At 74.6% G+C, this 13,126-nt stretch carries 12 protein-coding genes; 9 read left to right on the top strand and 3 right to left on the bottom strand.

What is annotated here, in order from left to right:
- Positions 1 to 509 precede the first annotated feature (509 nt).
- On the top strand, positions 510 to 1,379 hold the full coding sequence (locus OUQ99_RS23260) for a hypothetical protein (protein ID WP_267945914.1): 870 nt from the start codon (positions 510 to 512) through the stop codon (positions 1,377 to 1,379).
- Between the two features lie 373 nt (positions 1,380 to 1,752).
- Here OUQ99_RS23260 and OUQ99_RS23255 read toward each other — a convergent pair whose 3' ends face one another.
- Positions 1,753 to 2,838 carry a thiamine pyrophosphate-dependent enzyme gene (locus OUQ99_RS23255; RefSeq protein ID WP_267945913.1) on the bottom strand — a complete coding sequence of 362 codons (1,086 nt, stop codon included), beginning with the start codon at positions 2,836 to 2,838 and terminating at the stop codon, positions 1,753 to 1,755.
- Positions 2,839 to 2,972: 134 nt separating this feature from the next.
- On the opposite strand from OUQ99_RS23255, the gene OUQ99_RS23250 reads away from it, so the two are divergent.
- The 3 genes from OUQ99_RS23250 to OUQ99_RS23240 all read left to right on the top strand — a co-directional run bounded on the left by OUQ99_RS23250 (position 2,973) and on the right by OUQ99_RS23240 (position 4,933).
- Complete coding sequence (locus OUQ99_RS23250) at positions 2,973 to 3,410, top strand: Lrp/AsnC family transcriptional regulator (protein ID WP_267945912.1); 438 nt, start codon at positions 2,973 to 2,975, stop codon at positions 3,408 to 3,410.
- Between the two features lie 160 nt (positions 3,411 to 3,570).
- Positions 3,571 to 4,359, top strand: a complete 789-nt coding sequence (locus OUQ99_RS23245; RefSeq protein ID WP_267945911.1) for a PhzF family phenazine biosynthesis protein — start codon at positions 3,571 to 3,573, stop codon at positions 4,357 to 4,359.
- Between the two features lie 148 nt (positions 4,360 to 4,507).
- Positions 4,508 to 4,933 carry a hypothetical protein gene (locus tag OUQ99_RS23240; RefSeq protein WP_267945910.1) on the top strand — a complete coding sequence of 142 codons (426 nt, stop codon included), beginning with the start codon at positions 4,508 to 4,510 and terminating at the stop codon, positions 4,931 to 4,933.
- A 332-nt stretch (positions 4,934 to 5,265) separates the two neighbouring features.
- On the opposite strand, the gene OUQ99_RS31735 is transcribed toward OUQ99_RS23240, so the two are convergent.
- Together OUQ99_RS31735 and OUQ99_RS23235 are read right to left on the bottom strand one after the other, a co-directional pair.
- Positions 5,266 to 5,475, bottom strand: coding sequence for a type I-E CRISPR-associated protein Cas6/Cse3/CasE (locus tag OUQ99_RS31735; protein ID WP_431061441.1), 210 nt, complete (start codon positions 5,473 to 5,475; stop codon positions 5,266 to 5,268).
- A complete protein-coding gene (locus tag OUQ99_RS23235; protein WP_267945909.1) occupies positions 5,472 to 6,722 on the bottom strand; it encodes a glycosyltransferase in 1,251 nt (416 codons plus the stop codon). Before OUQ99_RS23235 ends, OUQ99_RS31735 begins: the two co-directional genes overlap by 4 nt.
- Positions 6,723 to 6,927: 205 nt before the next feature.
- Between OUQ99_RS23235 and OUQ99_RS23230 the strand changes: the two genes are divergently transcribed.
- The 5 genes from OUQ99_RS23230 (at position 6,928) to OUQ99_RS23210 (ending at position 13,063) form a co-directional block, all read left to right on the top strand.
- Entirely contained in the window at positions 6,928 to 8,187 is a 1,260-nt protein-coding gene (locus tag OUQ99_RS23230; protein WP_267945908.1) for an MFS transporter, read from the top strand.
- A 150-nt stretch (positions 8,188 to 8,337) separates the two neighbouring features.
- Positions 8,338 to 8,832 (top strand): TetR/AcrR family transcriptional regulator, encoded by a 495-nt coding sequence (locus tag OUQ99_RS23225; protein ID WP_267945907.1) that lies wholly within the window; start codon positions 8,338 to 8,340, stop codon positions 8,830 to 8,832.
- A gap of 95 nt (positions 8,833 to 8,927) precedes the next feature.
- The gene (locus OUQ99_RS23220) at positions 8,928 to 10,691 is read left to right on the top strand and encodes an ABC-ATPase domain-containing protein (protein WP_267945906.1); all 1,764 of its coding nucleotides are present in this window, start codon (positions 8,928 to 8,930) and stop codon (positions 10,689 to 10,691) included.
- A 312-nt stretch (positions 10,692 to 11,003) separates the two neighbouring features.
- Positions 11,004 to 11,930: a proteasome assembly chaperone family protein gene (locus OUQ99_RS23215; protein WP_267945905.1), complete on the top strand. Its 927-nt coding sequence runs from the start codon at positions 11,004 to 11,006 to the stop codon at positions 11,928 to 11,930.
- Complete coding sequence (locus OUQ99_RS23210; protein ID WP_267945904.1) at positions 11,927 to 13,063, top strand: quinone-dependent dihydroorotate dehydrogenase; 1,137 nt, start codon at positions 11,927 to 11,929, stop codon at positions 13,061 to 13,063. Before OUQ99_RS23215 ends, OUQ99_RS23210 begins: the two co-directional genes overlap by 4 nt.
- Positions 13,064 to 13,126: the final 63 nt, after the last annotated feature.

The raw sequence follows: 13,126 nt of genomic DNA, 5'->3' as shown, positions 1-13,126 counted from the left end.
ACCTCTCACGCTTCGTGTCAACTCGGGCGAGTGTATGACGCGGGCCACGGAACGGTCCCTCCGCCTTCTCCGCATACGTCCGAGAACCCCTGTCCGGCAGGGGTTCTCGCGTTCCAGGGGTCCTTTCCCAGGGCACTGCGATACGTATACGGGTAAACACGTGCTGTCATTTTACCTGGAAGGCTTGCACACTTTGCTTAAACCTGGGTTAGTGTCCTCGTGATCGCTTCGTTATGAGTCTTTAGCGAGTCGATGCCGAGCCCTTGACCGGCCGAGTGCCGCAAGGGAGTCGAGACCCTCACCGGGAATCGGGCGGCGCGTATCCACGCGCTCACGCCGGAGGACCACCGAATTCCATCGGTGCTCCCGTTCCCGCCCGCCACTCGCCGCCAGCGACGCGGGAGATCCCTGACATGACGCCCTCGCGGGGCGCACCGAGCGTGCCCGCGTGTTCTGGAGCGTCGTGCCCACGGTCTTCTCGGCCCTGTCGTCAACCTGGCCATTAATTTATGAGCAACGAAACTCCCATTCAGCACGGCGAAGTCACCGCGACCTACTTCTGGGACGACGGTTCCGGCATCAACGGGGACACCGGTGCACCCGCGGGCGGAGAGCCCATGCAGAAGGGGCTGTTCTCCAGCCCCAGCTGGCCGCTCGGCACCGAGGGCTACATCGTCTACGAGGGCGAGGAGTACGAGTTCTTCATCGGTGACCGCGGTCCCGGGGAGCCCTCTGCGGACTGCGACGTTCTGCTCGACATCGACGGCAAGACCTTCGCCGACATGATGGGCACGAGCTTCGACGAGAACTCCCTGACCGTCGGCGGCGGCAACGGCCACGCCGAGGTCGAGTACTACATCACCGAGTGGGGCGACGGGAACGGCACCGAGGGCGCCCCGCACCCCTTCCAGGAGCCCGGCAACAAGTGTGAGGACGCCGTCTCCCCCCTCCCCGAGGAGAAGACCGAGGAGGAGCCGAAGGAGGAGACCGCGAAGGAGACCTCCGAGGACGGCGCCGACCAGGCCGCCAAGGAGGAGGAGCAGGCGAAGGAGCAGGAGCAGTCCGAGGACGCGGCCGCGGCCGAGGGCCAGGACGGGAACGGCGACGGCGGCGTGACCGCCGAGACCGCCGCGAACGACCTCTCCGGAGCCGAGCTCACCGGTGCGGACGGCGTGATGAGCGGCACGGGTCTGCTGACCCTGGCCATCATCCCGGCGATCCTGATCGCGCTGTTCTTCGCCTGGACCCGCCGTCCGGCCGGCCAGCACGCCGGTGCGGCCGACAGCGAGGGCAAGGGTCTGATGGCCGAGAGCGACGGGCGCCACAGCCTGGGCTCCACGCTCAGCACCCTGTTCGACAAGCTGCGCGGCAACAAGTAGCGCGCAGGGCGTCCTCCGGGACCTCCCGGTCCCCCGACCGGTACCGGCCCGAGGCCGGACGCCCCCGCAGGAGCGGTCCCCGAAGGGCCGCGGCCGACAGGCCGCGGCCCTTCGGCGTGTCCGCGCCGGGACGCTCCCGGCGCGCGGGACGCGGGCGCGCCGCCGGTCGCCGTTGACCGCGGCGGCCCGCCCGCCCCTCGGACGCGCCGACACGGGGTCCGCGCGCCCTGTCCCGCGCCTCGGCGGTCGGGGCGGCTCCCGGACCCGCGCCGGTGGCGACAACGCCGTCGCCGACGGGTCCGAAGCCTCCCCGCGTGCCCGGCGCGGAGGTTCGTGCGGGGACGGCCGGGGAGGGCGGCCCCGGCCGTGCCGCTCAGGGCATCCGGGCTCCGTCGGCCGGCTCCCTGCGCCGTCCCGGCAGGGACGGGACCGCGGGGCGGACGCCCCCGGACGGCGGACGCGGGTCGCGGCCGCCCGACGGCGCCATGCGCTCGCGCACCGAGGCGGCGAACTCCTCCGCCTCGGAGCCGAGGGCGGCCAGGGCCCGTTCGGTCTCCCCGGGGTCCCCCAGCAGGCCTTCCGCCCGCAGAAGGGCCTCCACGCGGGTGACCGGGTCGCCCTCGCACCGGTGCCCGGACTCCGGCCCCTCCCGGCGGGGCGGCGCGCAGCAGGACCGCGGGTCCTCCCGGTACGCGACCGCCTCGACGACGGCCGGGCCGCCGCCGTCCCGGGCCTCGGCCAGCGCCCGGGAGACGACCGCGTACACGGCGGCGGCGTCGGCGCCGTCGACGCGGTAGCCCTTCCTGTCGTGCCCGGGGGCTCCGTGCACGGGTGCGGGGCCCCGCGGGTAGGGGGGCGCACCGGCGGCCCGGTGGCCGCCGCGCACGAGGAAGACGACGGGCGTGTTCCACACGGCGGCGAAGTCGTAGGCCTCGTCGGTGTCGCCCCCGTCACCCGTCAGGGCCAGGGCCGCCACGTCCCGACCCTCGCGCCGGGCCGCGTAGGTGAGGCCGACCGCGTGTGAGGCGTTCGTGGCCACGGGGGTGCACTGCGGAGCGCACCGGTAGCGGCGGGGGTCGTATCCCGGACGCCAGTCGCCGCGGAAGAGCGTGAGGGCCTCCACCGGGTCCACCCCGTGGGCGACCAGGGCGACGCTGTCGCGGTACCCGGGGAAGAGCCAGTCCCGGTCCGACAGGGCGAGCACGCCTCCGACCTGGGACGCCTCCTGCCCCGCCGAGGACGGGTACACGGCGAGGAGGCCCTGGCCGGCGAGCGCGCGGGCCTGCCGGTCGAAGCGGCGCCCGATGACCATGGCGCGGTGGAGCCCGGCCAGCCGGGCGCCGTCGGGAGCGGTGAACCCCGGGTGCTCCACACGCAGCCCGTGCCGGTCGACGAGCCGCACGGGCTCCACCGGCGGGGGCGGAGGAGCCGGGCGAGGTCGCTCATCGGTGTGCTTCATGTCTTGAATATGCGGTGAATCACCCCATATTGTCGATGTCCCCAGGCTGATGCTGGACAAAATGGCCGGTCGTTCGCCAGAGCGCCACGGATGGTCTCACGCGGGTATCGTGTGAGCGGTATGAGGTGAGACACATGGCCGTGCGGCTGGACGACACCGACCGTCGCATCATCGCCCTCCTGCGGGAGGACGGGCGCATGTCCATCCGCGCGGTCGCGGAGCAGGCCCACATCTCCAGGGCCAACGCCTACTCCCGGCTCGAACGGCTGCGGGACGAGGGCGTCATCCGCGGGTTCACCGCCGTCATCGACCCCGAGAAGTACGGCACCGCCCTCTCCGCGTACGTTTCCGTGCGCATCGAGCAGCACTCCTGGGAGAGGTTCCGGGGCTACCTGCGCGACATCCCCGAGGTGGACCACGCGGCGCTGGTGTCCGGCGACGTCGACCTGCTCCTCCTCGTCCGCGTCACCGACGCGGCCGCGCTGCGCACCTTCGTCCTCGAACGGCTCCAGCGCATCCCCGAGGTCAAGAGCACCCAGACCATGTTCATCCTCGACGAGCCGCCCCTGTGACAGCGCCGGCCGGCGGGGGGCCGTCCGCTCCGCGACCGGACCCCGGCACGACCCCGCCCGGCCCCGGGGCGTGGTCCGTCGGTGCTTTCGGCGGGCTCGGCGCTCGCGCCGATCGCCGCGAGCCCGGAACGACCCGCGGAACACGGCCTAGCCTGGGCCCATGCCCGAGTACCGCGTCGTCGACGCCTTCACCGACCGGCCCCTGGCCGGAAACCCCGCCGCCGTCCTGGTCCTGGACGACGCCTACCCCGACGCCTGGGCGCAGGGGGTCGCGGCCGAGTTCAACCTGTCCGAGACGGCGTTCGCGCGTCCCGTGGACGACCCCGGCGCCGACTACGAACTGCGGTGGTTCACGCCCACGGTCGAGATCGACCTCTGTGGACACGCCACCCTGGCCACGGCGCACGCGCTCACCGAGCGCGGCGAGCCCGGACCGTTCCGCTTCACCACCCGCAGCGGCGTCCTCACCGTCACGAGGGAGGACGGGCTGCTGTGGATGGACTTCCCGGCCAGGCCGCCGAAGCCGGTCGAGGCCCCGGAGGGGCTGGCCGAGGCCCTGGGGGCGCGGCCCCGGTGGGTGGGTCTGGGTGGCGCGGAGGACCTCCTCGTCGAACTCGCCGACGAGGACGCCGTCCGGGGCCTGGCCCCCGACACGGCGGCGGTCGCGGCCCTGCCCTTCCAGCTGGTCATCGTCACCGCCCGGGCCCGGCAGGGGCCCGACTTCGTCTCCCGGGTCTTCGCCCCCGCGGTGGGGGTGCCCGAGGACCCGGTGACCGGCAGGGCGCACACGGTCCTCACACCCTTCTGGGCCGACAGGCTGGGACGGGCGGAGCTGACCGCCCACCAGGCCTCCGCGCGCGGCGGCGACCTCCTGCTGAAGGACCGGGGCGGCCGGGTGCTGATCGGCGGCCGGGCGGTGACGGTCGCCACCGGGACCCTGCACCTCTGAGCGTGTCCGGGGGCGGCTCCGGCCCACGTCGTCCGGTGCGGGCGCCGGGCCCGCCGGGGTGTCGGCGAAACACGCCCGGGCCCCGTCCCCCTAGGGTTCGACGGGGGCCGGTCCGGCCCCGGGAACAGACAGCCGAGAGGAGCACCCCGTGGAGAAGTGGGCCACCAGGGAAGAGATCATCGCGGTCCGGGAGCGGTTGGAGGCCGCCGACCCGCGCTGGCGGCGTCCGGCCGCCCACGCCGTCGGCGTCATCCGCGACGGCCGGACCTCGTTCACCCTGACCAACCGGGACGGCAACCACCTTCCGGCGGTGATCCTGGCCAGGGCGGTCGGCCACTCCTCCGGCAGCGGCTCCTACCCCCTGTCGGTCGAGCAGCTGGAGACGGCGGAGGCCGAGCTGGCCCCGGCCGAGGCGTGCCCGGACTTCGAGCACCCGAACCTCCACCACTGGCGGGACCTCATCGCCGAGGTCACAGGGGAGGGCGGCCAGCTGGTCGCCGTGTTCGTGGGGGACCTGGCCGACGAGCCCGTCGACGAGCACGACCGGGCCCTGCGCGCCGCCTTGGAGGGGTAGGCCCGCCCCGGGGGCGCGGAGCGGCCGGACCGGATCCGGAACAACGAGCGCCCTCCGGGGCCGGGCGGCCGTCGATGGGGAACTGGGGGCCGACGGAATCACGGTTTCCCCCTCGCGGCACCCGGACTTCCGGTAGAACTGAACGCGAGGCACCTCCCCACCCCTCCCGGGGAGGTGCCCGCCACACTCCGGCCCGGGACACCCCCTTGGTACCGGGAGGACGTGTGGCCCCCCGAGAGATCGGCCCCGGCGCCCCCCGGGGCCGATCTCCACCTCCGGGCGGAGCGGCCGGGCCCTGCGCTCGCCGACGCCGAGGAGGCCCGCCGCACCCGTCACCCCCTCCCCGGGTCCTCCCGTCTCCCGGCGAGGCTCACCAGACCGCAGCCGTACCCGCGCCCACGGCCGATTCCGCGGGTGAGCGCCTGCCGGAAAGGATCCGCGTCGGTGACCCGCGCCCCAGCCCCGTGGGGCCGGCGCCCCCGGGCCCGATGCGCGAGGTCCGGCCGGAGGGGTCGCTGCCGGACGGGGCGCAGGTCGCTCACCCGGCCCCACGGACGAGGGCGTCCACGTGGTCGGCGGCGGCCCTGGCGCCGTCCGTGCCGGCCAGGCGGTCCCGCAGCTCCTCGGCGCGCGCCCGGAGCCCGGGGTCGTGCAGCACGGCCTCGAAGGCGCGGCGCAGGCGCTCTCCCCGGGCCCGGGCCGGAGTCAGCCCGACCGCGCTGCCGAACCGCACGCAGTCGTCGATGTTCGAGCGCTGCTCCATCTGGAGGCCGATCCCCACGAACGGCCTGCCCGAGGCCACAGCGGTCTGCACGGTCCCTTCCCCGCCGTGGATCACGGAGGCGTCGATGAGGCCGCCCAGTTCGTGTGCGGGGAGCAGGTCGAACACGTGCACATGGCGGCCGAGCCCTTCGAGGTCGCCCGGTTCCAGGTAGTGGGCGACCGGGGCCAGGACGGTCACCGGCATCCGCGAGAGCTCGCCGAGGACCCGGAGCACGATGTCGCGGCGGCCGGAGCTGCCCATGGCGAAGTACACGACGGGACGGCCGGCCTCGCGGGCCCGCCCGGCCGCCAGGGTCACCTGCGGGGGTACCTCCCGGTCCAGGCGGGCGTAGATCGGCCCGACCCAGCGATAGTGCGGCGGGAGCCTGTACGGGTGCAGAAAGCCGGAGATCGAGGCGATCAGGTTGAGGTCGCCGTCCAGCGCCTCGACGGTCCGTCGGGGCAGTGCCACGCCGTACTCGCGGGCGACCCGCGCGAAGCCGCGGGGTTTGTACGAGGTGTACCGGGCAGCCTCGCGCAGCAGCACGGCCGCACCGGCGTTGACCGCCCCCGCCAGGCGGCCGCGACCGTCGAGCAGGGGCAGGGAACGCGCCTGGCGCAGGTGGGGCCACGAGTAGGCGAACGGTCTGACGTGGACCAGCGGGATCCCGTCGGCCCGCGCGGACACCAGCTGGCTGAGCGTGGAGCCGATGACGGTGGCGGCCGGGCGCACCAGGGCGTTCAGTTCGCGTTCGCTCCCGACCCTGGCCCGGACCACGTCCTCCGTGAACGGGTGGTTCGGGCTCCGCCCCTGGTCGAAGCGGATCAGCTGGTCGGCCTGGGCGTCGGTGAGCTGGGGGGAGAGCCGGTGGTACTCGAAACCGGCGTCCTCGACCACACCCGCATACCGCTCGGAGTACCCCGCGAACACGCACCGGTGCCGGTCCCGCAGGTGCCGGGCGACCTCGACCGCCCGGGTCGTCTCGGCGAGGTTGAAGGTTTCGGGGGCGAACAGGACCGTGCTCATGCGGGAACTCCTCGGCGGAAGGGGTTCCCCGCAACGTAGTCCCCGGGGAGGGGCCCGGGCAAAGGCACTCTCCGCCGGGCGGGCGAATGACGTGTGTCACGTTCGCCGTCGGAGGGGGGCTTCCCGTGCAAGAATCTGGGACAAGTGTCCCATTTGTTTGCGTGCCGGGACACGCCGCCCCTCTCACGCCCTCGGAGGCCCCGCCATGCCCCACCCCTACGCCCGCCTCTTCGCGCCCCCCGGGGCCAGGGGCTTCGCCGTCGCGGGGATCATCGGCCGCATGCCCGTGGCCATGGCCAACGTCGGCATCATCACGATGCTGGCCGCCACCCACGGCAGCTACGCCCTCGCGGGCGCGGTCGCCGCGACCTTCACCCTGTCCATGGCGTTGATCGCGCCTCAGGTCTCGCGCCTCGCCGACCGCCACGGCCAGCGCCGCGTGCTCCCGCCGGCCGCCGCGATCAGCGTGGTCTCGCTCTTGGCGATGCTCGCGTGCGTGACCTTCGGCGCCCCGTCCTGGGCGCTCTTCGCGTCCGCCGTCCCGGCCGGGACGATGCCGAGCATGTCCGCGATGTCGCGGGCGCGCTGGACCGAGCTGCACCGGGGCTCGCCCGAGCTGCGCACCGCCTACGCCTTCGAGTCGGTGGCCGACGAGCTCACCTTCATCACCGGACCCGCCCTGTCCGTCGTGCTGAGCACCGCCGCCTTCGCCCAGGCCGGGCCCCTCGCCGCGGCGGCCTTCCTCGCGGTGGGGGTGGGCCTCTTCACGGCCCAGCGCGGTACCGAGCCCCCGGTGCGGGTCCCCGCCGACCGGGACGGACGGCGGACGCGCTTCCTCGGCCTGCCGCTCGCGGTCCTGATCCTCGTCCTGGGCGCCGGGGGAGTGATCGTCGGGGCGGTGGACGTCGTGGCGGTCGCCTTCGCCGAGGAGCTGGGCGCGCCCGGCGCCACCGGTCTCGTCCTGTCCGCCTACGCCCTCGGCTCCGCCGTGTCCGGTCTGGGCTTCGGCGCGCTGAACCCGAGGGGACGCCCGCACGTCCTGCTCGTCGCGGCCGTCGCCGGAACGGCGGCGACCACGGTCCCCTTCCTGGCGGTCGGCGGGATCGCCGCGCTGGCGGCCGCGGTGTTCGTCTCCGGCCTGTTCTTCGCGCCGACGATGATCCTGGTCATGACCCTGGTCGAGCGGATCGTCCCCGCCGAGCGGCTGACGGAGGGCATGACCTGGGCGCTGACCGGCCTCACCGTCGGCACGGCGGGGGGCACCTTCGCCGCCGGGACGGCGGTGGAGGGCTCGGGCACCACCGGGGGGTTCCTCGTGGCGGTGGCCGCCGGCGGCGCGGCCCTCGTCGCGGTGGCGGTCGCCGCCCCGCTGCTGGGCCGCGCGGCCGCCCTCCCGGAGGAGGGCGGGGAAACCGGCGGGGAACCGCGGACGGAGGAGCCCCGGGCCTGCGGGGCTCCCGGCTGAGGCGTCGCGCGCCCCCGGGCCACGGTGCCGCTACCCTCGCCGTAGACCGGAGGAGGGGCCCTGAAACAGACCGACGGACGCCGAGCCAAGGGGGAACTGCGCCGGAACGCGCTGATCGAGGCCACCCTGCGCATCATCGAGCGCGACGGGGTGGCCGGCGTCAGCCACCGCACCGTCTCCCGGGAGGCGGGGCTGCCCACCTCCGCCACCACCTACTACTTCAGCGGGCTGGGCGACCTGTTGACGGCCGCCCTGACCAGTGTGATGAACGAGGACTCCGAGCGGATGCGCCGCCTCTCCGGCGGCGGCGACCGGCGGCGCGAGCTCGCGGAGCTCCTGGCCGTGGTCGCCGCCGACCCCGGACGCCTGCTCGCCGAGTACGAGCTCTTCCTGCTGGCCGCCAGACGCCCTCACCTGCGTGAGGCCACCGACGGGTGGCTCGCCGCCGTCTCGGCGTTCGCCCGGCGGTACACGGACGACCCGGTCCGGGTCCGCGTGGTCGCCGCGGTCATCGACGGGGTCCTGCTGCACAGCCTGCTCGGGGACACCGCGCCCACGGCGGACGAGTTCGCCGCCCTCCTCGCCGACGTCCTCCCGGACCCGCCGGGGGCGGATCCGGCACCGGATCCGCGAGACCTCCCCTGAGCAGCGCGGACACGGTCGTCCACAGGCCCTCTGCGACGCTGTCCCGAAACCCCTAACCTGGCCCGGAGGATCATCCGAACCCAGGGAGGACACCGATGGCGGGACGGTACGGGGGCGGCGGCCAGGGGCGCCGGTACGGCGGCGGGGGAGGCGGCCGGGGCGGCGGGCGCCGACCCGAGCCCGAGCCCCTCCGGGGGGTGCGGGACGACGCACGCCTCTCGGCGGAGCTGCTCCGCATGGACGGCGACTCCTACGGCCGCTACAAGTCCCTGCGGGGCGACTGGGACTTCGGCGACTTCACCCTGACGGTGCAGCGCGTGCAGGCCGACCCGTTCGCCCCGCCCTCGCGCGTGCGCGTGCTCGTGCCGGACGCCGGCATCCCCAGAAGCGCGTGGGGCGATCCGGTGCGCCGCCGCGCCACCGCCGACTACCTGGGCCGTCGTGCCCGCGGACTGCTCCGGGGCTCCCTGCTCAAGATCGACGCCGGGGGGCAGGAGGTCATCGAGCGCTCCTCCTGCCGCCTCACCGACGGCGGCCTCGAACTGCGCATCGGCATCGACCTCCCCGGCCACGGGCGCCGCATCGACGGCCGCACCGCCGAGCGCGAGCTGTGCACGACCCTGCCCGCGCTGGTCGACGACCTCGACTGGGAGGCGGTCGACGCGGCCGCGGCCGAGGCCTTCGCCGACAGCGTCGCCGACACGGTCGCGCTGCGCGCCGGCCTGGAGGGCCGGGGGCTGGTCGCCTTCGTCGCCGACGGCGCGGTCCTCCCGCGCCTGAGCGGTGTCAGCGACGAGCCCATGGCCGACGGGGCGGTGCCCTTCGAGGCGCCGGAGAGCCTGCGGGTGGGCGTGGACCTGCCGCACCGGGGCGCCGTGACCGGGATGGGCGTGCCGGAGGGCATCACGCTCATCGTCGGCGGCGGCTTCCACGGCAAGTCCACCCTGCTGCACGCGCTGGAGCGGGGGGTCTACGACCACGTCCCCGGGGACGGCCGGGAGCTGGTGGTGACCAGGGACGACGCCGTCAAGATCCGGGCGGAGGAGGGGCGGCGGGTCGAGCGCGTGGACGTGAGCCCGTTCGTCCGCAACCTCCCCACCGGCGCGGACACGAGCGACTTCCGCACGGAGAACGCCTCCGGGTCCACCTCCCAGGCCGCCAACATCTGCGAGGCCGTCGAGGCCGGTTCGCGCACCCTGCTGGTGGACGAGGACTCGACCGCCACCAACCTGATGATCCGCGACGAGCGGATGCAGGCGCTCGTCCACGGCGACCGCGAGCCCCTCGTGCCCTTCGTCGACCTGGTCCGGCCCCTGCGCCGCGACCACGGAGTGTCCACGGTCCTGGTCATGGGCGGCAGTGGTGACTACTTCGACGTCGCGGACCAGGTGGTCATGCTGGACGCCTACCACCCCCACGACGTCACCGAACGGGCGGCGGAGCTGGCCCGCGAGCGCACCGACGCCGACTTCGGCGCGCCGCGGGCCCGGGTGGTCGCCCCCGACTCGGTGGACGACACCGCGCGGGGCCGGGGGAGGATCAAGCGCCGCGACATGGACGTCCTCGTGTTCGGGGAGAGCGACGTCGACGTGCGGTCCGTGGAGCAGTTCGTGGACCCGGGGCAGCTCATCGGAGCCGGGCTGGCCCTGCGCGAGCTCGTCGCGGGCCGCCACCTGGACGGGGCGCGTACCCTGGCCGAGGCGCTCGACTCCCTGGAGGAGGCGCTGGAGGCCGAGGGCGTCACCCTGCTCGGCGACGACTTCGGGGGCGACTACGTCCTGCCGCGCCGGTTCGAGGTCGCCGCGGTCCTCAACAGGCTGCGCACGCTCCGCGTCGCCGCCCAGCGTCCGGGCGGGTGAACGCGCGGCCGTTCCGGCCCCGGTCGGGGCCCCGAACGCCGACCGGGGGCGGGAGCCGCGAGGGGCGCGCTCACGTCGCGTCCCCCGCCTGGAGGAGGGGCGCGTGCGCGCACCCGCGGGGACGCTCCGGCGGCCGGGGTGTGACAGGCGTCCCATCGCAGGCCTGAGGGGGATCCGGTCGGTATTGTGGGAAAGCAGGGCACAGCCTCCCAGGAGGTGCGATGCCGGGCCCTCCCCGGTCGCGCCCCGGCGGTCGGACCGCCGTGAGGACGCCGCCCTGCGAATCCGACCAGTCGTGGAGAAGAGAACCCGGTGCGTGACCCCGCAGATCTGTACGAACTCCATCCCGGCTTCGACGACATCGCCGGGCTGGCGATGCTGGTCTGTCTGGACGGCTTCGTGGACGCCGGACACACCGGACGCCAGGTCGCCGAGGCCCTTTTCGAGCGCTTCGAGGCCGAGGAGGTCGCGACGTTCGACGCCGACCGGCTCGTGGACTACCGGTCCCGCCGCCCGTCGATGACCTTCGTGGAGAACACCTGGACGGACTACGAGCCGCCCAAGCTCGCCCTGTACCGGATGCACGACGAGGAGAACGCCCCGTTCCTGGTCCTGTACGGCCCGGAGCCGGACCGGGAGTGGGAGGCCTTCGCCGCCGCCGTCGTCCAGCTGGTCGAGCGGTTCTCGGTGTCGCTGTCCATCAGCACGCACGGCGTGCCGATGGCGGTGCCGCACACCCGTCCGGTCACGGTCACGCCGCACTCCACCCGCCCCGAGCTGGTGGAGGGCCACACCCCGTGGATCGGCCGGATCGAGGTGCCCGCCAGCGCCGCGGCGATGCTGGAGTTCCGCCTGGGGGAGCGCGGCCACGACTTCGTCGGCTATGCCGTCCACGTGCCCAGCTACCTGGCCCAGTCCCAGTACCCGCGGGCGGCCATCGCCGCCGCCGGTTACGTGGCCGGGGCGACCGGGCTCGCGCTGCCCACCGGCGGGCTGGAGGAGGTGGCGGGGGCGACCGACGTCGACATCGCCGAGCAGGTGGCGGCCTCCGCGGAGGTCCAGCGTGTCGTGGCCAACCTGGAGCGGCAGTACGACGACATCATGTCCTCGCGGACCGATCCCGAGGAACGCCCCACACTCCCGCTGGCCGACGACGAGGCCGGCCTGCCCACCGCCGACGAACTCGGCGCGGAACTCGAACGCTACCTCGCCGAGCGCGAGGGCGACGGAAACGGATGACCGTGTTCTACCAGATTGTCTTCCGCTCGGTCCTGCGCCACATGGACGCCGAGAAGGTCCACAGGATGAGCTTCGCCGCACTGCGCGGCGTGACCGCGATCCCCGGTGTGGCCTCGGCCATGGGGAGGGTCCTCGGCCCGCGTGAGCCCGAGCTCGCCGTGCGAGCCCTGGGGCAGGAGTTCCCGGGGCCGCTGGGCATGGCGGCGGGTTTCGACAAGAACGCGGAGAGCCCGTCCGGCCTGGCCGCGCTCGGCTTCGGTTTCGTCGAGATCGGCACGGTCACCGCCCAGCCGCAGCCGGGCAACCCCGCCCCGCGCCTGTTCCGGCTGGTCGAGGACCGCGCGATCGTCAACAGGATGGGCTTCAACAACGAGGGCTCCGCCCTGGTCGCCGAGCGCCTGCACCACCAGCGGGGCGGACGCCGCCCCGTGCTGGGGGTGAACATCGGCAAGACCAAGGTGACGCCCGAGGCGGACGCGCCCGCGGACTACGCCCTCAGCGCCCGGCGCCTGGCCCGCTACGCCGACTACCTCGTGGTGAACGTCAGCTCGCCCAACACCCCCGGACTGCGCAACCTCCAGGGCGTGGAGCAGCTGCGGCCCCTGCTCGCCGCCGTTCGCGAGGCGCTCTCCGAGGCCGGGCACCCGACCCTGCCGCTCCTGGTCAAGATCGCCCCCGACCTGGCCGACGAGGACGTCGACGCGGTCGCGGACCTGGCCCTGGCCGAGGGGCTGGACGGCATCATCGCCACCAACACCACCATCTCCCGCGAGGGGCTGGCCGCCTCCGCCGAGGAGGTGGAGGCCGCCGGGGCGGGAGGGCTGTCCGGCGCCCCGCTCAGGGAGCGGTCGCTGGAGGTTCTCCGCCGCCTCCGCGCCCGCGTCGGCGACCGCGTCACCCTGGTCGCCGTGGGCGGCATCGAGACCCCCGAGGACGCGTGGGCCCGCATCCGCGCCGGGGCGACCCTCGTGCAGGGCTACACGGGTCTGATCTACGGCGGCCCCCTCTGGCCGCGCCGCATCCACCGCGGCCTGGCCAGGCTGGTCCGCGAGGCCGGATACCGCTCGATCGGCGAGGCGGTCGGCGCCGACGTCCACGGGGCCGGCCGCCCCCAGGAGTCCACCGCCGTCTGACGGCCGCCGCGTCCCGCGGGGCGGGGAACCCCTCCCGGGGGTCCCCGGCCCCGCGGTGCTTCC

Source organism: Streptomonospora nanhaiensis (genome assembly GCF_026642255.1).
GTDB classification, from domain to species: Bacteria; Actinomycetota; Actinomycetes; order Streptosporangiales; family Streptosporangiaceae; genus Nocardiopsis; species Nocardiopsis tropica.
Note: the sequence above shows the minus strand (reverse complement) of the source record. Positions and strands in the feature narration are given on the sequence as shown.

Bases quoted from the DNA above. Each gene is read 5' to 3' on its own strand.
- OUQ99_RS23260 (WP_267945914.1), top strand. From the start codon at position 510: ATGAGCAACGAAACTCCCATTCAGCACGGCGAAGTCACCGCGACCTAC.
- OUQ99_RS23255 (WP_267945913.1), bottom strand. From the start codon at position 2,838: ATGAAGCACACCGATGAGCGACCTCGCCCGGCTCCTCCGCCCCCGCCG.
- OUQ99_RS23250 (WP_267945912.1), top strand. From the start codon at position 2,973: ATGGCCGTGCGGCTGGACGACACCGACCGTCGCATCATCGCCCTCCTG.
- OUQ99_RS23245 (WP_267945911.1), top strand. From the start codon at position 3,571: ATGCCCGAGTACCGCGTCGTCGACGCCTTCACCGACCGGCCCCTGGCC.
- OUQ99_RS23235 (WP_267945909.1), bottom strand. From the start codon at position 6,722: ATGAGCACGGTCCTGTTCGCCCCCGAAACCTTCAACCTCGCCGAGACG.
- OUQ99_RS23230 (WP_267945908.1), top strand. From the start codon at position 6,928: ATGCCCCACCCCTACGCCCGCCTCTTCGCGCCCCCCGGGGCCAGGGGC.
- OUQ99_RS23220 (WP_267945906.1), top strand. From the start codon at position 8,928: ATGGCGGGACGGTACGGGGGCGGCGGCCAGGGGCGCCGGTACGGCGGC.
- OUQ99_RS23210 (WP_267945904.1), top strand. From the start codon at position 11,927: ATGACCGTGTTCTACCAGATTGTCTTCCGCTCGGTCCTGCGCCACATG.